Here is a 23,086-nt window from a genome sequence, read left to right as displayed (position 1 = left end):
TGTCGCTTGGGCCACGAACAGCTCGACCAGCCTAAGTTGGTCTTTTTTTCTTATCCGACAACGACTTATCGCCATTTCGCATCCTAGATCGAATCCTTATCTAGGACAGCCCCAAGAAAAATGCTTTCTTTGAATCACAAGCCCGTACGAGCGGTGCATCCGCGGGGATTTTTCATACGGGACATCCTTGTCCCGATGAAAAACGGCGCGCATCCCTGCGCGCCGCCCTTCGGGTCTTCGATTGCCTTCGCAAGTCTTAGGCTGCGCACAGCCAAGGCCAAGGCCAAGGCCAAAGCCAAAGCCAAAGGCCAAAGACCACAGCCACAGCCACAGCCACAGCCACAGCCACAGCCACAGCCACAGCCACAGCCACAGCCAGGGCAGGGGCCGCAGCGACTCCTGGGCGCCCCCAATCGCGAACCCCCATTCACACCCCACCAACACCTCAAGATCTAGACCATAGTCGTAACGCCACCCGCCCGCCCCTTGGTCTAGCCTGCGAGCGGTAGCCCCCAGGTCGCACGAGGCAACCGCATGCGTGACGAGGTCGAGTCGTATCAAGCGTTCCACCGCCGCTCGATCGAGCAGCCCGAGGCGTTCTGGGCCGAGCAGGCGCAGGCGATCCACTGGCACAAGCCGCCGCAACAGATCCTCGACTATTCGCGACCGCCGTTCCGGCGCTGGTTCGCCGGCGGCGAAACCAATCTGTGTTACAACGCGGTCGACCGCCACCTCGAGGCGCGCGGCGAGCAGACCGCGCTGGTCGCGATCTCCAGCGAAACCGGGCTGACCCGCGAGGTCAGCTACGCCGAACTGCATCGCGAAGTGAATACCTTCGCGGCGATCCTGAAGTCGCTCGGCGTCGGTTGCGGCGACCGGGTGGTGATCTACATGCCGAACATGGCCGAGGCAGTGTTCGCCATGCTGGCCTGCGCGCGCATCGGCGCGGTGCATTCGGTGGTGTTCGGCGGCTTCGCCGCGCACAACCTGGCCCTGCGCATCGACGACGCCACGCCGAAGCTGTTGATCTGCGCCGACGCCGGCATCCGCGGCGGCAAGGTCATCCCTTACAAGCCCCTGGTCGATGCCGCCTGCGCCGAAGCGCAGTCGCCGCCGCCGCGGGTGTTGATCGTCAGCCGCGGCCTCGACCCGGAGCCGACCCTGGTCGCAGGCCGCGACGTCGACTACGCCGCGTTGCGCGCCGAGCACGACGGCGCCCAGGTCGAAGTGGAGTGGCTGGAATCGAACGAGCCCAGCTATCTGCTCTACACCTCCGGCACCACCGGCAAGCCCAAGGGCGTGCAGCGCGACGTCGGCGGCTACGCGGTCGCGCTGGCCTTGTCGATGTGGTCGATCTACGACATCCGCGCCGGGCAGGTGATGTTTTCGACCTCCGACGTCGGTTGGGCGGTCGGCCATTCCTACAACGTCTACGGCCCGCTGATCGCCGGCGCGACCTCGGTGTTGTACGAAGGGCTGCCGACGAATCCGGACCCGGGCATCTGGTGGCGCATCTGCGAGCAGTACGGCGTGCGCACCATGTTCTCCTCGCCGACCGGCATCCGCGTGCTGAAGAAGCAGGACGCGTCGTGGCTGAAGAAGCACGACCTGTCGAAGCTGCAGTGGCTGTTCCTCGCCGGCGAACCGCTCGACGAACCGACCGCGCACTGGATCACCGAAGGCATCGGCAAGACCATCATCGACAATTACTGGCAGACCGAAACCGGTTGGCCGGTGTTGTCCTTGATGCCCGGTCTGGATCTGCAACCGGTCAAGTTCGGTTCGTCGGGCTTGCCGACGCCGGGCTATCACTTGCGGGTGATCGACGAAGCCACCGGTGCGGATGTCGGCCCGCGCCAGAAGGGCGTGCTGGTGATCGTGCCGCCGTTGCCGCCGGGCTGCATGACCACGGTGTGGAACGACGACGCGCGCTTCCTGTCGAGTTACTTCGGCCATTTCAAGGAGCTGCTGTACAGCTCGCTGGACTGGGCGATCCGCGACGAGGACGGCTACACCTTCATCCTCGGCCGCACCGACGACGTGATCAACGTCGCCGGCCATCGCCTCGGCACGCGCGAGATCGAGGAGTCGGTCGCCAGCCACGCCAGCGTCGCCGAGGCCGCGGTCGTCGGCGTGCACGACGAGCTCAAGGGACAGGTGCCGGTGGTGTTCGCCACCCTCAAGCAGTCCGCCGACCAGGACCCGGCCCAGGCCGCGGCCGGCATGCAGCGCTGCGTGGTCGAGCAGCTCGGCGCGGTCGCGCGGCCGGCGCGGGTATACGTGGTGAACGCTTTGCCCAAGACGCGTTCGGGCAAGTTGCTGCGGCGCTCGATCCAGGCCCTGGCCGAAGACCGCGACCCGGGCGATCTGTCCACCCTCGACGACCCGGCGGCGCTCGACGAGGTCCGCCGCGCCCTGGCGCGAGGGGCCGATGCCGGCGGTTGAGGGCCGGGTTCGTTGGCGATAGGCTTCTTGACAGAACTTTTTCCGCAGTCGCGTTAGCATCGGCCCCAGTGTGCGGGTACGTCCGCTCTCATCGCCAAAAGCGAGGCAGAACGCGTAATGGATGCACAACAGGACAGCGCGCCCGGCTGGGACGCGATCGACCGGGCCTTGAGCCGGCTGTATCTGCGTCAGGAGCCCAAGCACTACGGCCCTCTCAGCAACGGCGGCAGCGAACCCTTGGCGGGCATTCGCGCCTACAAACGCATCACCCCTGTACCGCACTGGCATTTCGTCACCTACGGATTCAGCGAGCTGCACGGCAAGACCTCCGACGATCCGCAGCTCAGCGGTTTCGGGTTCGAACTGACCTTCCGCCTGGCCAACCCGGACGACAGCGAAGAGCCGCCGGCCTGGGTGCCGGATTTCCTGCAGAACCTGGCTCGCTACGTGTTCGAAAGCGGCAACGTGTTCCATGCCGGGCATTACCTCAACGCCAACGGCCCGATCGCCGCCGACAGCAGCAGCCACATCCAGGCGGTGGCGTTCGTGCCGGATCCCGAACTGCCGGCGATCGAAACCGAGAACGGCCGGGTCGAGTTCCTGCAGGCGGTCGGCATCACCAACGAGGAAGAATTCGCGCTCAAGCGCTGGTCGACCTTGCGGGTGCTGGACGTGTTCCTCGATTACCTGCCGCTGTGGGTGACCGAGATCGATCGCGAATCCTTGCTCGACGACCCGCAGATCGCCCAGCGCCTGCACGAGGGGTCTGCGCAGGAAGGCTCCAGTTCGGCGATGGTCTATACCGAGCAATTGGAGTGGCGCCAGCACAAACGGCTGCTGCGCCGGCCGGTCACCGAGATCGCCCTGGACTCGCGCCAGGTCGGCGAATTGCTCGCCCTGCTGCCCTTGCGCCTGCCGTTCGGCAAACCCTTCAGCCTGATCGGCCCGTCGGCGCGGATCGTGTTCGAGCCGGCGCCGCGCAACAGCGCGCAAGCCGACGGCGAGGCCCTGCATCTGCGCCTGAACGAGGCGACTTTGCGCAATCTGGTGGCCTGTCTGCGCACTCAGGAAGGGCGCTACCAGGTCGAAGGGCTGGACTCGGTCGAAGTGGTGGTGCGCAAGAGCGAAGGCCCCGAGCGCCACGACAGGTCGGCCCGCCAGCACGGTTGAGCCGGCACGCCGGTATGCGACCTGGGTCGCGGCCGGCGCGGCGGCGACTGTACGGGGCCGTCATCGGCGGGCCGGCGAGGCGGGTTAAAATGTCGGATCGCCCCGCCCGGGCCATCCGGAGTTCCAAGATGACGCTACTGTCCGCTGGCGCGAAGTTCCGCGCCGCGCTCGCCGAAGAATCGCCGTTGCAGGTCATCGGCGCGATCAACGCCAATCACGCGCTGCTCGCCAAGCGTGCCGGTTATCGCGCGATCTATCTGTCCGGCGGCGGCGTCGCCGCGGGTTCGCTGGGCCTGCCGGACCTGGGCATCAACACGCTCGAAGACGTGTTGATCGACGTGCGCCGCATCACCGACGTCTGCGATCTGCCGCTGCTGGTCGACATCGACACCGGCTTCGGCCCGAGCGCGTTCAACATCGAGCGCACGGTCAAGTCGCTGATCAAGGCCGGCGCGGCCGGCTGCCATATCGAAGACCAGGTCGGCGCCAAGCGTTGCGGCCATCGTCCGGGCAAGGAAATCGTCTCGGCCGACGAAATGGTCGACCGGGTCAAGGCCGCGGCCGACGCCAAGACCGATCCCGAGTTCTTCCTGATTGCGCGTACCGACGCGATCGCGGTCGACGGCGTCGATGCGGCGATCGAACGTGCCATCGCCTGCGTCGAGGCCGGCGCCGACGGCATCTTCGCCGAGGCCGCCTACGATCTGCCGACCTACCGCCGCTTCGTCGATGCGGTCAAGGTGCCGGTGCTGGCCAACATCACCGAGTTCGGCCAGACGCCGCTGTTCACTCGCGACGAACTGGCCTCGGCCGGCGTCGCCATCCAGCTGTATCCGCTGTCGGCGTTCCGGGCCATGAACAAGGCCGCCGAGAACGTCTACCAGGCGATCCGCCGCGACGGTCACCAGAAGAACGTGGTCGACACGATGCAGACCCGCGAAGAGCTGTACGACCGCATCGGCTACCACGCTTTCGAAGGCAAGCTCGACGCGTTGTTCGCCAAGAAGAACGGCTGACGTTACCAACTCCCTTCTCTCGCAAGCGGAGAGGGGCTCTGACTTCCCTTCTCCGGCAAGCGGGAGGAGTACTTGATTTACCTTCTCCCGCAAGCGGGGGGAGTACTTGATTTACCTTCTCCCGCAAGCGGGGGGAGTACTTGATTTACCTTCTCCCGCAAGCGGGGGAGTACTTGATTTACCTTCTCCCGCAAGCGGGAGAAGGGGCCGACAGGCCGGATGAGGGCCCGCGACACTTCCAGCCACCGAGGTAGCCGGAATTCGCGCGCCCTCACCCTTGCCCCCTCCCGCAAGCGGGAGAGGGAACAAGGAACAACAGATAACTTTCGAGGACGGACCATGAGCGATACGCAACAGACCCTGCCCAAGCCCAAGAAATCCGTGGCCCTCAGCGGCACCGCCGCGGGCAATACCGAGCTGTGCACCGTCGGCCGCAGCGGCAACGATCTGCATTACCGCGGCTACGACATCCACGACCTGGCGACCAAGTCGACCTTCGAGGAAGTCTCGCACCTACTGGTGCACGGCGCGCTGCCCACGGCCTCGCAGCTCAAGGCCTACAAGATCAAGCTCAAGCGCCTGCGCGGCCTGCCGGCGATCGTCACCGACGCGCTGGAGCTGGTGCCGGCCAATGCTCACCCGATGGATGTGCTGCGCACCGCTTGCTCGGTGCTCGGCACGGTGCTGCCCGAGCGCGAAGGCCATGTCGCCTCCGAGGCGCGCGACATCGCCGACCGCCTGATCGCCAGCTTCGGTTCGATGCTGCTGTACTGGTGGCACTTCACCCGTAACGGCCGCCGCATCGACTGCGAGACCGACGACGACAGCGTCGCCGCGCACTTCCTGCATCTGCTGCACGGCGAGCCGCCGAGCGCGCTGCATGCCGATGCGCTGGACAAGTCGCTGATCCTGTATGCCGAGCACGAGTTCAACGCCTCGACCTTCACCGCGCGCGTCATCGCCGGCACCGGTTCGGACCTGCATTCGTGCATCACCGGTGCGATCGGCGCGCTGCGCGGGCCGAAGCACGGCGGCGCCAACGAAGTCGCGATGGACATCATCTCGCGCTACGGCGATGCCGATGCGGCCGAGGCCGACATCCGCGCCCGGGTCGAGCGCAAGGAAATCGTGATCGGCTTCGGCCATCCGGTCTATACGGTCGGCGACCCGCGCAACCCGATCATCAAGGAGCTCTCGCGCAGCCTGTGCAAGGACGGCGGCAACCAGACCCTGTTCGACGTCAGCGAGCGCATCGAGAACCTGATGTGGGACCTGAAGAAAATGTTCCCGAACCTGGATTGGTACTCGGCCTCGGCCTATCACATGATGGGCATCCCGACGCCGATGTTCACCCCGTTGTTCGTGATCGCCCGCACCACCGGTTGGAGCGCGCACGTGATCGAGCAGCGCGAGGACGGCAAGATCATTCGCCCGAGCGCGAACTACACCGGTCCGGAAGACCGCGCCTACGTGCCGATCGAGCAGCGCTGAGCGCGCGCCGCCGGCTTCCGGGCCGGCGGCATAAACGCAGGACGGCCACGCAAAAGGCCAGGCTTCGTGCCTGGCCTTTTCGTTTGCGCGCGCGCCGCCCAGCGTAGCGATTGCGGCATACGACTAACGTCGAATAGGACACAGAAACGCCATGGTGCGACATGGCATAGTCCCGGACCAGCCGGGAGGACGACGGCGTGGCCGCGCGCGAATGCGCACGGCCTGGGGAACAGATGCCGCGCCCTCCGGCCTCGGACATCCGTCGTGCGACGGGATTCAACACGGGGAATACCATGCGCGACAGCGATATGCCGGTTAAGACCAACGACGGTCGAGACGAAATCCAGAACCGCTCGCGCAAATTGCCGCCGGTCTTGCGTTCGATCCTGCTGATCGTCGATGGCGATCGCAGTGTGCGCCACCTGCGCGATCTGATCGGCAGCCTGCACGGCCCGACCGATGCGTTGGAACAATTGGAAACGATGGGCTTGATCGCCTCGTCGGCGGCCGTGGCCGCGACGATGACGGCACATGCGCCGACGCCGGGCATCGCCTTTGCCGCAGTGGTGCCGCCGCCGGTATCGCCTGCCGATGCGGCGCAGCGTTACCAGACGCTGTACACCCTGATGACCGAAACCGTGCGCGAGCACCTCGGCCTGCGCGGTTATTTCCTGCAGCTGAAGATCGAGCGTTGCGGCAACAGCGAAGAGCTCGCCGAGTTGCTGCCCGACCTCAGTGCCGCCTTGGCCAAGGTGCGCAAGGACAATATCGCTGCGGAGATCGAAGACCGCTTCGCGGCCGGGGTTTGATCGTAAGACGGTTTGTGTCGCCTATTCCTGGAGCGATGATCTAAAGGGTAGGAGCGGCGCAAGCCGCGACCGTGATCTTTCGATCGATGACGATATCGGTTCGTGCGTGTGGCCGCAGATCTGGGCACTGATGCCCCGTTCTTGCGCGTTGCTCATCGTATTGCGGCCGCATCGCTTCGCCTGTCGCGGCTTGCGCCGCTCTTACTCCAAGGTCGACGCGGCTGCTGTTGTCGCATCGGCGCAGCAAAGCGACGCATCCATCGATGCGTCGCTCTGCGATGCACGCACTAGGCCTTAAATCAGGCCTTCGGCCTTCAACGCCGCCTGCACGCCGGCATCGGCTTCCATGCGGCGCTTGAACGCGGCCAGGTGCTCGTAGCCGGACAGGTCGACCTTGACCGCATCGGCCCAGCGCAGGGTGATGTAGAGATAAGGATCGGCGTAGCTGCGGAAGCCGGCGATCCATTCGCGATCGGCCAGGCGCTGTTCGGCCGTCGCATACAGGCCGCGCAGACGCTCGCGTGCGTGTTGGCGCAGGGCATCGGCCTGGGCCGGATCGGGATGGAACTTGCCGGGCGCGAAGATCGGCAGGAACGCCGGATGCACGTCGGAGTTGACGAAGGCCAGCCAACGCGCGGCTTCGGCGTGTTGCTGCGCGCTGCCGTCGCCGGTCAGCTGCGCCTGCGGAAAGTTGTCGGCGATGTAGCCCATGATCGCGGCGTTCTGGGTCAGCACGAAATCGCCGTCGACCACCGCCGGCACCGCGCCGGCCGGATTGATGGCGAGAAAGGCGGGCTCCTTGATCGAGTCCTTGTCCATCACTTCGACTTCGAACGCGCCGCCGGTCCACTGCAGGGCGATATGGTCGGCGGTCGAACACGCACCGGGCTTGCTGTAGAGCTTCATGCTTAACGCCTCCATGGAAAGAAAAAAAACAGGTCGGCGACTATCACCGACCTGCTTCGTATCCTCAAGGAGGAGACTGCAACGGAGCGTTACGGCACCGGCGCTATGCGCTGGCCGTTAACGTGGCACCGGCTTGCGCCGATGCATCAGCTCTTATGAGGCATCAGCCTTTGCTGATGCCTTGGGGCAACTCGGCCTCGGCGATGACGCGGCGCGGCTTGAGCTTCTGCACCTTGTAGAAGGTGTGATCGCCGATGGTCGCGACCTGGTAGGCGTTGCGCCAGGACGGGCTGGCGATCGCGAGGGCGGCGAAGTGGCTCGCGCCCGGCACGATTTCCTTGCGCTGACCGGCCGGCAGGGCCCAGTTGCGCTCGGCGGCCAGGGCGACGTTGACCGACTCGGTCCAGGCCTCGCTGTTGTTCAGGCGGGTGCCCGGCGAGACCAGGCTCGGGGCGAACTGCTTATTGGCGGTGACCACCTGGCAGACCGTCGAGCCCCACAGGCCGCTGTCGCGACGACGCAGGGCGACCTCGGCGACGGCTTGCTGGCCGCGCAGGGATTGATCGCGGGCTTCCAGGTATACGGTGGTGCTCAAACACAGCGAATCGGCGGTTTGTGGCGGCAGTACCGAAGCCAACCACAGGATCCAGGCCAGTTTCATCGTTGACTCCTTGCTCCGTTGCGCTGGCCGCACTTCGTCTTCCATCTCCATGAATCGGGAGATGGCGACAGCGGTGAGGCCGCATGGCGTACTGGGGAGGGCGGCGGCTCTACGGCGCGCTTTGCCCCGTCACCGGGAACCGTGTCTTGTCCGACGCGGGCGGTGTGGGATGCCACCTCTGCAGGGGTGGCGGAAAAGTTGGCGCAAGGTAGCGACGGCTTGCCAAACAAACCCTGAATGACAATTTCTAAGTTTCTAAATTAGTTGGAGTTTTTATTCTGAATAGGGCCTAGGCCCTTGGTTTCATTGGGCTTCAGCCCGGCACGAACCGTGCCGCGTCGTCTCAGCGAGCTCTGAGCCGATCGGTTCGAGGCCGCCTGGAGCGTCGATTTGGCGTCTCCGACCGTGGGTGGACTCGGGAATCGGCTGGATTCGGGCCCTGTCCAGGCGGTTCGAACCCCAGGGGTAGGAGCGGCGCAAGCCGCGATCACGACCCCTGGGGTGCCGCGCGGCCATCAAGGCGAGCGTTCCTGGCCTGCATCGAGCCGGCTGCGGCCGTTAAACGCTACGCCGCAGACATATATATGTATCGCTGCAGGCGAGCGGCGACTCGGCGCTTGGATGCCTCGCTACAGCACAGCCGCAATGCGGTGGCTGTGCATGTACTTGCAACGCAGGCGCCAAGCGACTGCTGCATCTATTTACCAGGCAGAGCCGCAAGCCGGCTGCTTACGGCTCTCTACAAGGCAGCCGCAAGCCGGCTGCTATGGCTTTCTACAAGGCAGCCGCCAGGCGGCTGCCTTGGTCGATCGCGCGCTTGGCGTCGAGTTCGGCGGCGACGTCGGCGCCGCCGATCACGTGCACCGGCTTGCCGCTGTCGGCGAGCGCCGCGGCGAGCGGCTTGAACGGCTCCTGGCCGGCGCAGATCACCACTTGGTCGACCGGCAGCAACTGCTCGCTGCCGTCGACGCGAATGCGGAAGCCTTCGTCGTCGACGCCGACGTACTCGACCCCGCCGATCATCCGCACCTGCTTGGCCTTGAGGGTGGCGCGGTGGATCCAGCCGGTGGTCTTGCCGAGCTTCGCGCCGGGCTTGCCGGGGCTGCGCTGCAACAGCCAGACCTCGCGTGCCGGCGGTTCCGGCTGCGGCGCAACCAGGCCGCCGCGGTTGTCGCCATAACCCAGGTCGACGCCCCATTCGGCGCGCCAGCGCGCGGGGTCCAGACTGACCGAGTGACCTTCGTGGACCAGGTACTCGGCGACGTCGAAGCCGATGCCGCCGGCGCCGATGATCGCCACCCGCTTGCCCGGCACCACGTGCCCCTTGAGCACGTCGAGATAGGAACAGACCTTGGCGTGATCGACGCCCGGGAAGTTCACCTGGCGCGGGGCGATGCCGGTCGCCAGCACGACCTCGTCGAAGCCGGCCAGCGCGGCCGCGTCGGCGCGCGTGCCGAGGCGCAACTCGACCCCGGTCTGCTCGAGCTTGCCGCCGAAGTAGCGCAGGGTTTCGTGGAACTCTTCCTTGCCGGGAATCTTCTTGGCCAGGTTGAACTGGCCGCCGATCTCGTCGGCGGCGTCGAACAGGGTCACCCGGTGGCCGCGCTCGGCCGCGACCGTCGCGCAGGCCAGGCCGGCGGGGCCGGCGCCGACCACGGCGATGCGCTTGGGCGCGCGGGTCGGCAGGTAGTTCAGCTCGGTCTCGGCGCAGGCGCGCGGATTGACCAGGCAGCTGGCGTGCTTGTTCTGGAACACGTGGTCCAGGCAGGCCTGGTTGCAGCCGATGCAGGTGTTGATGTCGGCGCTGCGCTGCGCGCGCGCCTTCGCCACCCAGTGCGAATCGGCCAGCAGCGGCCGCGCCATCGACACCATGTCGGCCTCGCCCGCGGCGAGGATGCGCTCGGCCACCTCGGGCATGTTGATGCGGTTGGTGGTGATCAGCGGCAGGCCGACCTCGGGTTTGAGCCGCGCGGTGATGCCGGTGAAGGCGCCGCGCGGCACCGAGGTGGCGATGGTCGGCACCCGCGCTTCGTGCCAGCCGATGCCGGTGTTGATCAGGGTAGCGCCGGCGGCTTCGATGGCCTTGGCCTGCACGACCACGTCGGCCCAGCTCGAGCCTTCGTCGACCAGGTCGATCATCGACAGGCGGTAGATGATGATGAAGTCCGGCCCGCAGGCCTCGCGGATGCGGCGCACGATCTCGACGCAGAAGCGGATGCGCTGGGCGGTGTCGCCGCCCCAGGCGTCCTTGCGCTTGTTGGTGCGCGGCACGGTGAACTGGTTGAGCAGATAGCCTTCCGAACCCATCACCTCGACGCCGTCGTAGCCGGCCTCGCGGGCGAGCCGGGCGGTGCGCACGAAGGCCTTGATCTGGCGCTCGACGCCGCCGGCCGACAGTGCGCGCGGGGTGAAGGGATTGATCGGCGCCTTGAGCTTGCTCGGCGCCACCTGCAGCGGGTGATACCCATAGCGCCCGGCGTGCAGGATCTGCATGCAGATGCGCCCGCCGTGCTCGTGCACGGCCTTCGTCACCTGGCGGTGCTTGGCGGTTTCCCAGGGCCAGCTGAGTTTGCCGCCGAAGGGCTTGAGCCAGCCGACGATGTTCGGGGCGAAGCCGCCGGTGACGATCAGGCCGACCCCGCCGGCGGCGCGCTCGCCGAAATAGGCCGCCAGCTTGGGAAAGTCGGCGGCCTTGTCTTCCAGGCCGGTGTGCATCGAGCCCATCAGCACGCGGTTGGGCAGGGTGCAGAAGCCCAGGTCCAGCGGTGCGAACAACTGCGGATAGAGCGGATGCGGGGCGGAGTGGCTGGCGGCCGTGGACATGCTGGCTGGATACGCTGGCGTATGGATTGTGCACGATGCCGGGAAAGCCGTGCTAATTCAAGGTCCGCGTCAAAACCGCGAGAGGACAGGCACCGAACGCGGCGGATTGCAACGGTTGTCACGGACCGGACCCATCGCCGAACATGCCCGACCCTCCGTAGTCCCGAGTCCATGGACGCCGCCCCAGACCCCAGCCTCCAGGACTACCTGCGCGCCGACATCGTCGCCGCCGACCTGCCCGACCTGCAGCCGCTGCTGGGCGCGCGCGATCTGCTGCGCGCGTTCTCGACCCTGTTCCACGGCGGCGAAGAATCGGTGATGGTGCGGCTGCTGGTGCTGCGCGCCATCGGCGAACGCGGCCAGGCCCCGGACTGGACGCCGCAGGAGTTGCGCGAACACTTCGGCTACCTCGACCCGGTCAAGTTCGACACCGTGATCGGCCGCCTGCGCGAGAACGACCTGCTGCTGTGGGACGGCGAAACCCAGCGCTACCGCATCAGCCCGGTCGGGCGCCAAGCGCTGGCCTCGATCGGCCTGCTGCTGCAGTTCAACCGCGAAGGCGACGAACTCGCCTACGTCACCGCGCAGATCGCCGCCGGCCAGGCGGTCGGCCGGGTGCGTTCGGACGACCTGCAACACCTGCTGTCGCGCCTCAACGAATTGCGCGAGGACTTCGACCAGGCCGTGCTGAGCGGTTCCGAGCACCGCATCCAGCGCGCCGCCGGCACCTTGCAGTCGGCCTGGCGCTGGATCGAGAAGGGCACCGAGATCGTCGAGGAGATTTCCTCGGACGTCGAACTCGACAGCCACACCCACCGTGTCGCCCAGCAGATCGGCCGCGCCCAGAGCGCGATGCTGCGCCAAGCCTCGGTGTTCCAGCGCGCGCTGAGCCAGCTCGACCGCCATCGCGTGCACCTGGGCGCGAGCGGTCTGTCGTCTTCGGACGTGAACCGCTATCTGCGCGGGCTCGACATCGAAGCGCTCGCCGCGCATGCCGACGATGTGCTCGCGCGTTCGGCGATACCGGCTTTCATGCTGGCGCCGATCGCGCTCGACGTGGCCGAGTACGAACTGGTCGAACGCGAGCGCGAAGCGCGCGAAGACCAGTCGCTGCCGCCGGCGCAGGCCGCGCCCGACACCGACGCCTCGCCGGCCGCGGCGACCGACTTCCAGTTCGCCGAGCGCTGGCTGGATGAGTTGACTGCGCTGACCGGCGACGCCGCCGCGCTGATCGACGTGGTACCGCAGGACAGTTTCTCGATCAGCGCCTATCGCTTGTCCTTGCTCGGCCTGATCGGCGATCCCGGCGCCGAAAACCGCAACGGCGTCAGCGCCTCGATGGCGCGGTTGCCGCTGTCGTGGCGGGTCGAGCCCGAATTCGAGATCGTCGATCGTGCCGGCGTGGCTTATATGAGCCGCGGCCGCCTCGAAACGATCACCGAGGAAATGCGCCTGGCCGCGCGCGCGCCGCGCAAACGCGCGGCGAAGCACGAAACCCCCGACGGCGGCGATGCGTCCCAGGACGCAGCCAAGGCCGCGGCCAAACCCAAGAAGACCGCCTCCGGGCGCGGCGCCGCGCCTTCGGGCAAGCGCGCCAAAGCGACCAAGGACACCGCAGACACCTGATGAACGATCCCATCGCCTCTTTGATCGCGCGGCTGATCGCCGAGCGTTGGCTGCCGCGCGACGATGCAGCCGTGCGCGAACTGCTGACCGACGCCGAACAGCGCAACGACCTCGACCGCCGCCTCGCCGCGTCCGGCCTGCGCCTGCTCGAACACCCTTACGCCGCCAACATCGCGGTCGGCATCGCCCGCCCGCAGGAATCGGCGGTGTTCGGCAGCGCCAAGGCCTGGTCCTCGACCAACCTGCAACTCGACCGCGACGCCATCGCGCTGTTGGTGGTGCTGTGGGCACTGCTGGTGCTGCCCAAGCGCCAGCGCCAGATCGCGCGCCAGCAGGCCGACCGCGATCAGGACCAGGAGCAGATGTTCGCCGAGCTCAAGCCGATTCCGGTCGGTGCCGAAGTGGTCGAACCGATCAACGAACGCACCTTGCTCGCCGACTTCGGCGAAAAGCTCGGCGGCAAGACCCGCATCCAGTTCAACCTGGGTTCGCTGGCGCGACAGGGCTTCATCGTCCGCCGCAAGGAGCGCATCCATGAGGGACCGTTGCTGGATCTGGCCCTGGATTACGAACGCATCGCCGGCCGGGTCATGAACGGCGCGCTGTCTTTCGTGGTCGCCGAAGCGCGCCATTACAGCGCCGACCAGGCCGAACCCGAAGGCGAGAGCGCGGCCGAAGCCGAGGCCGATGCGGCGCTGCTGGCCGACATCGAGGCCGGCATCTATTCCGACCTCGATACCTATGCCGAGGCGAATGCGGAATACGAATCCGCCCTGGCGCTCGACGCCGGCGCCGCGGAGCCGTTGCCGGAGATCGCCATGGATGAAACCGAGGCCGCCGCTGGCGAAATTGCCGATGACGATGTTGATGTCGAACCCGAGGTCGAAGTCGATTCGGATGCACAGATCGTCGCAGACGACGCGGCCGCTGCCGACAACGACGACGAAACGACTGCATCGACCGAACTGAAGCACGACGAGGAGGCCGCGGCCGATGTTTGAATTCCGCTCGCTCGAACTCGTGCACTGGGACTATTGGCAGCGCTTCCAGCTGCCGCTGGACGCCTCCATCGTCACCGTGGTCGGCCCCAACGGCTCAGGCAAGACCACCTTGCTCGATGCGCTGCGCACCCTGCTCGCGATCGAGGATCGCGACACCGCCCGCGACTACAAGACCTATCTGCGCCACAATGGCAAGCCCTATGCCTGGTTGCGCGCAGTGGTCAGCAACCGCCCCGACCGGCGCGGCGGCCGGCCGTTCTTCCCGATCAAGGACGACGTGGTCACCCTGGCCTGCCGCATCCGCAAGCGCGGCGGCGACTGGAGCCGCGACTACCAGATCGTCGCCGGCGACACGCCGGTGGAAACCCTGGAACAGGGCGGCGAATGGCTCGGCGTGCGCGATTACCGCGTGCGCCTGGCCGGTGCCGGCCTGACCCGAGCGATCTGCCGCGTGTTGACCCTGGAACAGGGCGCAACCGACAAGCTCTGTCAGTATTCGCCGCGCGAACTGTTGCAGCTGATCTTCGACGTGTTCGAAGACAAGGCCGTGCTCGACGACTACCAGCGCGCCCGCACCGAGCAGTTCGACGTCGAGAAGGAACTGCAGCAGCTCGGCCAGGACCTGGCCGGCCTGCATCTGCGCCTGGAATCGGCCAAGGCCGACGTGCGTTCGTTCGAGGAAGGCAATGCCCTGCGCAATCAGCGCCAGCGCCTGGAAAGCGAAATCGCGCCGAAGGTCGAACTGGCCGATCAGCGCGCGGTGATCGACGGCGCCAAGCCGCGTTTGACCGGCCTGCGCCGCGCCTTGCGCGAACGCGAGCGGGTGCTGGAAGAGATGCGCGCGCAGGATGCCGTCGCCGCGACCGGCCGCGACGTGCTGCAGGAAGCGATGCGCGAAGCGCGCCGCCAGGTGACAGCCAGCGAACAGGTCTTCACCCAGGCGCGCGACGCCGCGCGCGACGCCGAGATGCTGGTCAAGCGTCGCGACGAACTGGCCAAGCTGCAGGCGCAGCGCGGCGCCATCGACGTCGAAGCGCTCAGCGCGAGCGTCGAGAACGGCCGTCGCCGCCAGGCCGAGCTCAAGCTCGAAGCCGAGCGCGACCGCAAGCGCAGCGGCGAGATTTCCGCGCAGATCGCCGCCCTCAGCGGTGGCGGCCGCATCGTCGAGCCGTTCGAGCGCGATTTCCGCGCCGGCCTCGACCAGGCCGGGATCAAGCATCATGTGCTGACCGAACTGGTCGAGATCACCGACCCGCAATGGTCGGTCGCGATCGAGGCCGTGCTCGCGCCGTACCGGCATCTGTTGGTGCTGGAGAACCCCAAGGACGCACGCGTCGCCTGGAAGCTCGGCGAGAGCCAGCAGTACCGCCACTTCATCGTCGCCGAACGCGCGCCGGTGCCGAAGGCCGGTGCCGGCACCTTGCTCGAAGTCGTGCGCTTCTCGGCCGACCCGCCGGCGTGGTTGCCGCGCCAGCTCGACCGCATTCGCCGCGTCACCGATATCGAACACGGTTCGCGCCTGCCGGCCGGGCAGGACTGGATCACCCAGAAGGGGTATCTGCGCGAAAGCCGCGGCGGCCGCCACATCGGCGGTACCCAGCACCACTTCGGTACCGGTGCGCGCCAGTCGCACTTGGCCGAGCTGCGCGCCGAACTCGCCACGATCGCCCAGCGCAGCCAATCGCGCGAAGCCGAGCTGCAGGAACTGAGCCAGCGCGTCGACGCCGAACAATCGCGCCTGATGGGGCTCGATGCGGCGCAGGAGCTGGTCACGCGTGCGGCCGAATTCGCCGATGCCCAGGCGCGGTTGCCTGGCCTGGCCGAGGCCGCCGCCGAAGCCGCCGCGGCGCTCGCGCAGGCGCGCGCCAAGATCGATGAAGCCGCCGAACAGGACAAGGCCGAAGGCATCGCCGCGGCCAAGCGCCAGGGCCAGATCGACGCGCTCGCCCGCGAGCTGCGCGAACGCGCCCAGCAGATCAACGGCGAACGCCAGAGCCTGATCCAGCGCATCCTGGACTACCGCCGCAAGCGCGCGATGATGCCCGAAGCCTGGCGCAGCGCCGTCGCGCTCGCCGCCGCACGCGAGGAATACGAAAGCGCCTCGGCGGTGCGTCGCGAGATCGAGCGCATGGACGACCGTCTTTCCCGTGGCGGTTTCGTCGACGACGAATCCTGCATCCCGCTGCGCGACAAGATCGCGGCCGACCACGGCGAACTGGAAAACTCCATCGGCCGTCGCGAATCGCATCTGGAACGGGCCAAGCGCCTGACCCAGGAAGCGCGCGGCGCCTACATCAACGTATTGCGCGCGACCGTGCGTCGCTACAAGAAGAACCTCGCCGCGCTCGGCGAACTCGCCGGCATCGGCGTCGACGCCGACATGCCCGAACTGGCCAACGACGACGTCGCCCTGGCCCAGGCCGGCCTGTCGGTGCGCTTCGACTTCGACCGCAAGGGCTGGATCGGCCTCGACGACGGCGAAGCCTCGGGCGGACAGCAGGTGATGAAGTCGTTGTTGCTGTTGGTCGCCTTGTTGCGCGACGAAGACCAACCGGGCGGCTTCGTCTTCATCGACGAACCCTTCGCCCACTTGGACGTGTTCAACATCGAGAAAGTCGGCCGCTTCCTGCGCGCCACCGACGCGCAGTACATCCTGACCACGCCGATCACCCACAACCTCAACGTGTTCGAGCCTTCGGATCTGGTCCTGGCGACCAGCAAACGCCGAGGCGGCAACCCCTGGGCCGAAGCGGTGGCCGTGCTCAAGCGCAAGCTCGAAGACAAGGCAGCGTAATCGCGAGGCGGCGATGCCGCCTCGGTTTGCTACTCGTCCCCCTTTGGAAAAGGGGGGCAGGGGGGATTTGCTTTTGCTCTTTCTGCAGTCAAAGCCAAAGCAAATCCCCCGCGCTGCGTACGCCACTCAGCTGCGAAGCCCACGCCGGGCGCTCGCCCCCTTCTGCAAAGGGGGGCACGGTTCGCGCGCCTGCGAATCCTCGTTCGACCGTTAACCTGCTCCGTCTTTGTGCATCAGGTGGAACGATAAATCCCACCGATCCTGGGCCCGACCCGATTGACTCCTGCCGAGCCGGGCTTACTCTATGCACACCCAAAACCGCAGTCGCACCGCACCCATGAAGTCGCTCCCGCTACTGATATCGCTGCAAGCCCAGCGCGAGAGCGCGGGCCGGGTGCGCCTGCCTCCTGTGATCTTCGGTTCCGGGTCGATGTAATCGACCGATCGAAGCCACACCAGAACAGAGCACCCGCAAGGGTGCTTTTTTATTGCCCGCTGTTTATCGCCGACCCGGACCGAACAGGTCTCCGAGTCGGCCTCCCTCCATCGCAATACCCGGACAACCAAGGAGAACGTGCCATGAATTCCACGGCCGACACCCAAACCTAGCCGCGCGCCTCGTAGCCAACAGGGACGCGCGGCCTCCCCTGTTGGCAACAAGGCAAGCATTCTCATGAACACCACGCTTCGTAACGTTTCGACTCCCTCCCGCTGGCGCAACCTCGGCATCATCGCCCACGTCGACGCGGGCAAGACCACGCTGACCGAACGTCTGTTGTGGAAAACCGGCGCCATCCATCGCGTCGGCGAAGTCCACGACGGTGCCGCGACCACCGATTACACCGAGATCGAACAGCGCCGCGGCATCACCATCGGCGCGGCCGCGGTGCAGACCTTCTGGACGCCGCAGGACCAGGCCGAACACCGGCTGACCATCATCGACACCCCGGGCCATATCGATTTCGCGATCGAAGTGGAACGCTCCCTGCGCGTGCTCGACGGCGCGGTCGCCGTGTTCAGCGCGGTCGACGGCGTGCAGCCGCAATCGGAAACCGTGTGGCGCCAGGCGCGTCGCCACGGCGTGCCGCTGATCGCGTTCGTCAACAAGATGGACCGCGTCGGCGCCTCGTTCGATCTCGTACTCGCGCAGATGCGCGATAAGCTCGATGCGACGCCGTGGCCGGTCGGTTGGCCGCTCGGCGCGGAAAGCGAGTTGCGCGGTTGGGTCGATCTGGTCGATCCCGGCGTGGTGCTGTGGGATGAGGCCGGTGCCAGCGTGCGGCGCGCCTGGAGCGATGAAGAAGCCGTCGAGTACGCGCCGTTGCGCAACCGCCTGGTCGAACAGGTGGCCGACCACGACGACGAACTCGCCGAGGCCTTCCTCGATGCGCGCGTCATCGATGCGGCGCTGCTCAAGGCCGCGCTGCGACGCGCCACCTTGAAAGGCGCGGGCACGCCGGTGCTGGCCGGTTCGGCGTTCAAGAACAAGGGCGTGGAAACGCTGTTGGATGCGATCGTCGATTACCTGCCGTCGCCGCTGGACCGCCCTGCGGTCCAGGCCGAAAGCGATGCGGGCGAGGTGACGCTCGCTGCGGACGCGAGCGGGCCCTTGAGCGGTCTGTTGTTCAAGATCGTGCACCAGGAGCACGGCGCGCTGTCGTTCATCCGGCTGTACTCCGGCACCTTGCGGGTCGGCGACACGGTGTGGGCTTCGGGTCGTGGGCGCGCGCAGCGTGTCGGCCGCTTGCAGGTCGTGCAGGCCAACCGCGGCCAGGATGTCGAGGTGGCCTATGCCGGCGAGATCGTCGCGGTGGCGGGCTGGAAGGACGCGGTCAGCGGCGAGAGCCTCAGCGGCGTCGAGCGCAAGCTGGTGCTGGACGCGATCCAGGCCCAGCCGGCGGTATTGTCGTGGCGTCTGACGGCCGGCAAGGCCAGCGACCTGATTCGTCTCGGACAGGGCCTGGCGAGCCTGGCCCAGGAGGACCCGTCGTTCCGCGTCGGCACGGATGCCGAGACTGGCGAGACACTGGTATGGGGCATGGGCGAGCTGCATCTCGACGTCATGGTCGAACGCCTGCGCCAGGAGTGGAACGTCGAGGTGCGCACCGGTTCGCCGCGCGTGGCCTATCAGGAAACGCCGAGCAAGCCGGTGTCGGGCGTGGAAGGCAAGTTGTCGAAGCAGAACGGCGGTTCCGGCCAATTCGCGCGAGTGGTGATCGATGTGACGCCGCGCAGCGACGGTCAGTTCGAGTTCGTCGACCGCACCAGCGGCGGCGTGGTGCCGAGAAACTTCGTCGCCGCGACCGAGAAGGGCCTGCGTGCGGCGCTGGCGGAAGGTCCGCGCGGTTACCCGGTGGTCGGCCTCAGCGTGAACCTGGTCGACGGCGAGACGCATGCGGTGGATTCGTCGGAACTGGCGTTCCAGCGTGCCGCGTCGGATGCGCTGAAGACCGCGCTGGCGCTGGCCGGCACGACCTTGCTCGAACCGGTGATGGCGCTGGTTGTCGACACGCCCGCGGGCAACGTCGGCGATGTGGTCGGCGACTTGCAACGGCGCTCCGGCCGGGTGCTGTCGATCGAGGACAAGGGCAGTCGTACCGACGTGACCGCACGCGCGCCGCTGGCGCAGTTGTCGGGCTATACGACGACCCTGCGTTCATTGACCCAGGGCAGGGCCTCGGCCTCGATGGTGTTCGACAGCTACGAAGAAGCGCGCTCGGCGCCGAAAGCGGCGTGAAGCCGAGTCGGTGTCAGTAAAGAGGAAAGGGAAGGGGCCGGCATGCCGGCCCCAAGAGTCTTCAGCGTCATGCTTGTATGAGGCGAAAGGCTGACGACAAGGGATTCGCGTAGACCGTCAACGCCTCACCACCCCGCCAACACCAACTTGCCGACGGTCGCCCCCGATTCCAGGCGGCGATGAGCCTCGCGCAAGGTCTGCGCATCGATCTTGCCGAGGGTCTGCGTGTGGGTGCCCTTGAGTTCGCCGGCGTCGATCAGCTCGGCGACGCGGTCGAGCAAGCGGCCTTGTTCGATCATGTCGGCGGTGCGGAAGCGTGGGCGTGCGAACATCATTTCCCAGTGGATGCCGATGCACTTGGCCTTGTACGGGTCGCCGATCTTCAAGGCGCCGCTCGGTTCGACGATCAGGCCGACGTGGCCCTGCGGTGCGAGCAATTCGCCCAGCGCCTCCCAATAACGATCGGTGTCGGCCAGGTTGAGCGCGGCGTCAACCTGCTCGATGCCGAGTGCCTGCAATTGCGGCGCCAACGGCTGGCGATGGTCGACCACCTCGTCGGCGCCCATGCGCCGGCACCATTCGACCGTTTCCGCACGCGAGGCGGTGGCGACGACGCGGAAGCCGGCGCGCTTGGCGATCTGGATCGCGATCGAGCCGACCCCGCCGGCACCGGCGATGATCAGCAAGGTCTTGCCGCGGCCGCCGTGTTCGCTGTCGTAGGGCATGCGCTGGAACAACAGCTCCCAGGCGGTGATGGCGGTCAGCGGCAGGGCCGCGGCTTCGGCCGCGCTCAGCGACTTCGGCGCCGCGCCGACGATGCGTTCGTCGACCAGATGCAATTCGCTATTGGTGCCGGGACGGGTGATGTCGCCAGCGTAATAGACGCGGTCGCCGACCTTGAAACGGGTTACTGCCTCGCCGATGGCTTCGACCACGCCGGCGGCGTCGTAGCCGAGCACGCGCGGCTGCGCTTCGACCTGCGGTTTCGGCGAACGCACCTTGGTGTCGACCGGGTTGACCGAGATGGCCTCGACCCGTACCAGCAGGTCGTGGCCGCTCGCGCTCGGCGCGGGCAGTTCGACGTCGAGCAGCGATTGCGGATCGTCGATGGGCAGGTAACGGGTCAGGGCGACGGCTTTCATGAAGGCTCCAGGACAGGACGAGACGTGGGATGAGGGGGAGTGAGGATCAGACCGGCGCCGGATTGCGTTCGGCGAATTGTCCGTTCCAATACGGGTAGTAAGGGTAGGGCGGCGTGACGGCGCTGGCTGCGTCCAGTTTCGCGATCTGCGCCGCATCGAGGTTCCAGCCGATCGCGCCGAGGTTCTGCCGCAGTTGCTCCTCGTTGCGCGCGCCGATCAGCACGGTCGATACGGTCGGCCGTTGCAGCAGCCAGTTCAAGGCGATCTGCGGCACGCTCTTGCCGGTTTCGGCGGCGATCTCGTCGAGCGCGTCGACCACGCGGTACAGGCGCTCGGGATCGACCGGCGGGGCGAAGCCGGCGGTGTCGTGCAGGCGGCTGCCTTCGGGCAGCGGCTGGTCGCGGCGGATCTTGCCGGTCAGCCGACCCCAGCCGAGCGGGCTCCACACCACCGCGCCGACGCCCTGGTCCTGGCCGAGCGGCATCAGCTCCCATTCGTAGTCGCGGCCGATCAGCGAGTAATAGGTCTGGTTGGCGACGAAGCGCGAATAGCCGTAACGGTCGGCGGCGGCCTGCGATTTCATCAGCTGCCAGCCGGAGAAGTTCGACGCGCCGATGTAGCGCACCTTGCCGGCGCGGACCAGGTCGTCGAGCGTCGACATCACCTCCTCGACCGGCGTCATCGCATCGAAGTGATGCAGTTGCAGCAGGTCGATGTAGTCGGTGTCGAGACGCTGGAGCGCCTTGTCGGTGGCGCGCAGCAAATGGTGACGCGAGGCGCCGACCTCGTTCGGGCCGTCGCCGGCGCGCAGGGTCAGCTTGGTCGACAACACGACCTCGTCGCGGCGGCCCTTGATCGCCGCGCCGAGGATCGATTCGGAGGCGCCGTCGGAATAGACGTCGGCGGTGTCGAAGAAGTTGACCCCGGCCTCCAGGCTCAGGTCGATCAAACGACGCGCCTGTTCGATGTCGGTATTGCCCCAGGCGCTGAACAGCGGGCCTTTGCCGCCGAAGGTGCCGGCACCGAAGCCGAGTGCGGAGACTTTGAAGCCGGAACGGCCGAGCGTGCGGTAATCCATGGTGGTGTCCTCGTAGGAAAGGGGTATCAGCGACCGAACAGCAGGGCTTCGTCGATGGCTGCGGCCATCGCGCGGTAGCCGGCGTCGCCGGGGTGCAGGTGGTCGCCGGAGTCGTAGGCCGGCAGGAAGCGCGAGGGATGTTGCGGGTCGCGCACGACCGCATCGAAATCGACCACCGCATCGAACTCGCCGCTGCTGCGGATCCATTCGTTCACCGCCTGGCGCACGCGGTCTTTGTCGCGGTGGTAATAGCCGTGGACCGGCGAGCCTTCGAGTGCGCCTTCGAACGGGGTCAAGGTGGCACCGACGATGCGCAGCGACTGGGTGCGGGCGCGGGCGATCAGTTGGCGGTAGCCGGCGATCAGGCGTTCGGCGCTCATGGCCTCGCGCTTGGGTTCGAAGCTGCTGCCGGGCCAGGCGATATCGTTGATGCCCAACAATACGATCGCGGCGTCGGCCTTGCGCCCGAGTACGTCGCGCTCGAAGCGGGCGAGCGCGCTGACGCCCATGCCGTCGTTGAGCAACTGGCCGCCGGAGATGCCGGCGTTGAGCACGGCGACATCGCGTTGCGCCAAGCGTGCGGCGAGAAAGTCGGGCCAGCGTCGATTGCGGTTCGGGGTCGAGCCGGCGCCGTCGGTGATCGAATCGCCGAGTGCGATCACGCTGCGGGTCGGCCGTGGCGTGTCGACGATGACGCCGCTTAGGAAGGGGCGCGTCTGCAGTACTTGGCTCTTGGCCAGTGCGGCGTCGGCGACGCGGTTGCCGGCGACGAGGTAGGTGTCCTGGCGGCCCTCCCAATGGAAGTTCTTGAGCGGCGTCGCCTGCGGCAGATACAGGCTGAACGCGACCTCGCTCAGCGCGGCGACTTCGAGTTCGACCGGGTCGCTGAGCACCGGCGCGCCCGGCAGGATCGTCACTGAAGCTTGGCCCCCGAACGTCAGCGCGCGGTCGCTGCCGGTCTCGATGGCGGCGCCGCCGGCGCTGCGGGCGATATGCGCCGCGCCGATGGTGATGGGCCGGTCGCCATAAGCGTTCGACAGCTCGATGCGGACCCGCGAACCGCCGACGCTGACCCGGGCGACCTGACGCAGGGTCTGCTCGCGCAGCTCGGCCGGGGCGCCGTTGGGCAGGATGAAACCCGGGGCCCAGGTCGGCTGCGGGCTGGCCATCCAACTGCCGACCCAGCGGCCGCTGTCGGCGGCTTGCGCGGGAGCGATGAAAGCGAGCGCCAGCAAGGCGGCGGTCAGGGGCTTGAGCGGAGAGATCTTCATGGCCTGGATGGGTAAGGCGTCGCGGATTTGACGGGGTTCAAATTAGGTTCTTCCGAATCTGGACGGTAGCAGGCAAAATTGCATATCACTCATTCCATATCGGAATGACTGCTTTC

15 protein-coding genes are annotated in these 23,086 nt (G+C 67.0%); 9 read left to right on the top strand and 6 right to left on the bottom strand.

Annotated elements, in window-relative coordinates; all coding sequences use genetic code 11:
- Nucleotides 1–534 precede the first annotated feature (534 nt).
- The 5 genes from prpE (at nucleotide 535) to ACTOWK_RS22550 (ending at nucleotide 6,931) form a co-directional block, all read left to right on the top strand.
- Entirely contained in the window at nucleotides 535–2,445 is a 1,911-nt protein-coding gene (prpE, locus tag ACTOWK_RS22570; RefSeq protein ID WP_441332326.1) for a propionate--CoA ligase, read from the top strand.
- Nucleotides 2,446–2,562: 117 nt separating this feature from the next.
- A complete protein-coding gene (locus tag ACTOWK_RS22565; protein ID WP_441332325.1) occupies nucleotides 2,563–3,615 on the top strand; it encodes a suppressor of fused domain protein in 1,053 nt (350 codons plus the stop codon).
- A 128-nt stretch (nucleotides 3,616–3,743) separates the two neighbouring features.
- Nucleotides 3,744–4,631, top strand: a complete 888-nt coding sequence (gene prpB / locus ACTOWK_RS22560) for a methylisocitrate lyase (protein ID WP_031373152.1) — start codon at nucleotides 3,744–3,746, stop codon at nucleotides 4,629–4,631.
- Between the two features lie 339 nt (nucleotides 4,632–4,970).
- Complete coding sequence (prpC, locus tag ACTOWK_RS22555) at nucleotides 4,971–6,122, top strand: bifunctional 2-methylcitrate synthase/citrate synthase (RefSeq protein WP_441332324.1); 1,152 nt, start codon at nucleotides 4,971–4,973, stop codon at nucleotides 6,120–6,122.
- 293 nt (nucleotides 6,123–6,415) lie between these two features.
- Entirely contained in the window at nucleotides 6,416–6,931 is a 516-nt protein-coding gene (locus ACTOWK_RS22550; protein ID WP_441332323.1) for a hypothetical protein, read from the top strand.
- Nucleotides 6,932–7,225: 294 nt separating this feature from the next.
- On the opposite strand, the gene ACTOWK_RS22545 is transcribed toward ACTOWK_RS22550, so the two are convergent.
- The 3 genes from ACTOWK_RS22545 to ACTOWK_RS22535 all read right to left on the bottom strand — a co-directional run bounded on the left by ACTOWK_RS22545 (nucleotide 7,226) and on the right by ACTOWK_RS22535 (nucleotide 11,321).
- Nucleotides 7,226–7,837, bottom strand: a complete 612-nt coding sequence (locus ACTOWK_RS22545) for a glutathione S-transferase N-terminal domain-containing protein (protein WP_441332322.1) — start codon at nucleotides 7,835–7,837, stop codon at nucleotides 7,226–7,228.
- Nucleotides 7,838–8,000: 163 nt separating this feature from the next.
- Nucleotides 8,001–8,498, bottom strand: coding sequence for a cell wall hydrolase (locus ACTOWK_RS22540; protein WP_441332321.1), 498 nt, complete (start codon nucleotides 8,496–8,498; stop codon nucleotides 8,001–8,003).
- Between the two features lie 774 nt (nucleotides 8,499–9,272).
- Entirely contained in the window at nucleotides 9,273–11,321 is a 2,049-nt protein-coding gene (locus tag ACTOWK_RS22535; RefSeq protein WP_441332320.1) for an FAD-dependent oxidoreductase, read from the bottom strand.
- A 171-nt stretch (nucleotides 11,322–11,492) separates the two neighbouring features.
- Between ACTOWK_RS22535 and ACTOWK_RS22530 the strand changes: the two genes are divergently transcribed.
- The 4 genes from ACTOWK_RS22530 to fusA all read left to right on the top strand — a co-directional run bounded on the left by ACTOWK_RS22530 (nucleotide 11,493) and on the right by fusA (nucleotide 19,479).
- Complete coding sequence (locus ACTOWK_RS22530) at nucleotides 11,493–12,947, top strand: hypothetical protein (protein ID WP_441332319.1); 1,455 nt, start codon at nucleotides 11,493–11,495, stop codon at nucleotides 12,945–12,947.
- Nucleotides 12,947–13,948: a hypothetical protein gene (locus ACTOWK_RS22525; protein ID WP_441332318.1), complete on the top strand. Its 1,002-nt coding sequence runs from the start codon at nucleotides 12,947–12,949 to the stop codon at nucleotides 13,946–13,948. The genes ACTOWK_RS22530 and ACTOWK_RS22525 overlap by 1 nt, the downstream gene beginning before the upstream one ends.
- Complete coding sequence (locus ACTOWK_RS22520; RefSeq protein ID WP_441332317.1) at nucleotides 13,941–16,742, top strand: AAA family ATPase; 2,802 nt, start codon at nucleotides 13,941–13,943, stop codon at nucleotides 16,740–16,742. The genes ACTOWK_RS22525 and ACTOWK_RS22520 overlap by 8 nt, the downstream gene beginning before the upstream one ends.
- 673 nt (nucleotides 16,743–17,415) lie before the next feature.
- Nucleotides 17,416–19,479 (top strand): elongation factor G, encoded by a 2,064-nt coding sequence (gene fusA / locus ACTOWK_RS22515; protein WP_441332316.1) that lies wholly within the window; start codon nucleotides 17,416–17,418, stop codon nucleotides 19,477–19,479.
- 125 nt (nucleotides 19,480–19,604) lie between these two features.
- Here the strand turns inward: fusA and ACTOWK_RS22510 are convergent, their stop codons facing one another.
- The 3 genes from ACTOWK_RS22510 to ACTOWK_RS22500 are packed head-to-tail and all read right to left on the bottom strand — an operon-like array spanning nucleotide 19,605 to nucleotide 22,970.
- Nucleotides 19,605–20,621: a zinc-binding alcohol dehydrogenase family protein gene (locus ACTOWK_RS22510; RefSeq protein WP_441332315.1), complete on the bottom strand. Its 1,017-nt coding sequence runs from the start codon at nucleotides 20,619–20,621 to the stop codon at nucleotides 19,605–19,607.
- Nucleotides 20,622–20,667: 46 nt separating this feature from the next.
- Nucleotides 20,668–21,699, bottom strand: a complete 1,032-nt coding sequence (locus tag ACTOWK_RS22505) for an aldo/keto reductase (RefSeq protein WP_441332314.1) — start codon at nucleotides 21,697–21,699, stop codon at nucleotides 20,668–20,670.
- 26 nt (nucleotides 21,700–21,725) lie between these two features.
- Nucleotides 21,726–22,970, bottom strand: coding sequence for an SGNH/GDSL hydrolase family protein (locus ACTOWK_RS22500; protein ID WP_441332313.1), 1,245 nt, complete (start codon nucleotides 22,968–22,970; stop codon nucleotides 21,726–21,728).
- Nucleotides 22,971–23,086 lie beyond the last annotated feature (116 nt).

The organism is Lysobacter sp. CA196 (genome assembly GCF_052078695.1).
Lineage (GTDB): Bacteria > Pseudomonadota > Gammaproteobacteria > Xanthomonadales > Xanthomonadaceae > Lysobacter.
The sequence above is the reverse complement of the archived record's forward strand: the minus strand, read 5'-3'. Positions and strand labels throughout refer to the sequence as shown.

Coding starts and splice junctions, on each gene's coding strand:
- ACTOWK_RS22540 (WP_441332321.1), bottom strand. CDS start 8,498: ATGAAACTGGCCTGGATCCTGTGGTTGGCTTCGGTACTGCCGCCACAA.
- ACTOWK_RS22530 (WP_441332319.1), top strand. CDS start 11,493: ATGGACGCCGCCCCAGACCCCAGCCTCCAGGACTACCTGCGCGCCGAC.
- prpE (WP_441332326.1), top strand. CDS start 535: ATGCGTGACGAGGTCGAGTCGTATCAAGCGTTCCACCGCCGCTCGATC.
- fusA (WP_441332316.1), top strand. CDS start 17,416: ATGAACACCACGCTTCGTAACGTTTCGACTCCCTCCCGCTGGCGCAAC.
- prpC (WP_441332324.1), top strand. CDS start 4,971: ATGAGCGATACGCAACAGACCCTGCCCAAGCCCAAGAAATCCGTGGCC.
- prpB (WP_031373152.1), top strand. CDS start 3,744: ATGACGCTACTGTCCGCTGGCGCGAAGTTCCGCGCCGCGCTCGCCGAA.
- ACTOWK_RS22565 (WP_441332325.1), top strand. CDS start 2,563: ATGGATGCACAACAGGACAGCGCGCCCGGCTGGGACGCGATCGACCGG.
- ACTOWK_RS22510 (WP_441332315.1), bottom strand. CDS start 20,621: ATGAAAGCCGTCGCCCTGACCCGTTACCTGCCCATCGACGATCCGCAA.
- ACTOWK_RS22550 (WP_441332323.1), top strand. CDS start 6,416: ATGCGCGACAGCGATATGCCGGTTAAGACCAACGACGGTCGAGACGAA.
- ACTOWK_RS22500 (WP_441332313.1), bottom strand. CDS start 22,970: ATGAAGATCTCTCCGCTCAAGCCCCTGACCGCCGCCTTGCTGGCGCTC.
- ACTOWK_RS22505 (WP_441332314.1), bottom strand. CDS start 21,699: ATGGATTACCGCACGCTCGGCCGTTCCGGCTTCAAAGTCTCCGCACTC.
- ACTOWK_RS22535 (WP_441332320.1), bottom strand. CDS start 11,321: ATGTCCACGGCCGCCAGCCACTCCGCCCCGCATCCGCTCTATCCGCAG.
- ACTOWK_RS22520 (WP_441332317.1), top strand. CDS start 13,941: ATGTTTGAATTCCGCTCGCTCGAACTCGTGCACTGGGACTATTGGCAG.
- ACTOWK_RS22525 (WP_441332318.1), top strand. CDS start 12,947: ATGAACGATCCCATCGCCTCTTTGATCGCGCGGCTGATCGCCGAGCGT.
- ACTOWK_RS22545 (WP_441332322.1), bottom strand. CDS start 7,837: ATGAAGCTCTACAGCAAGCCCGGTGCGTGTTCGACCGCCGACCATATC.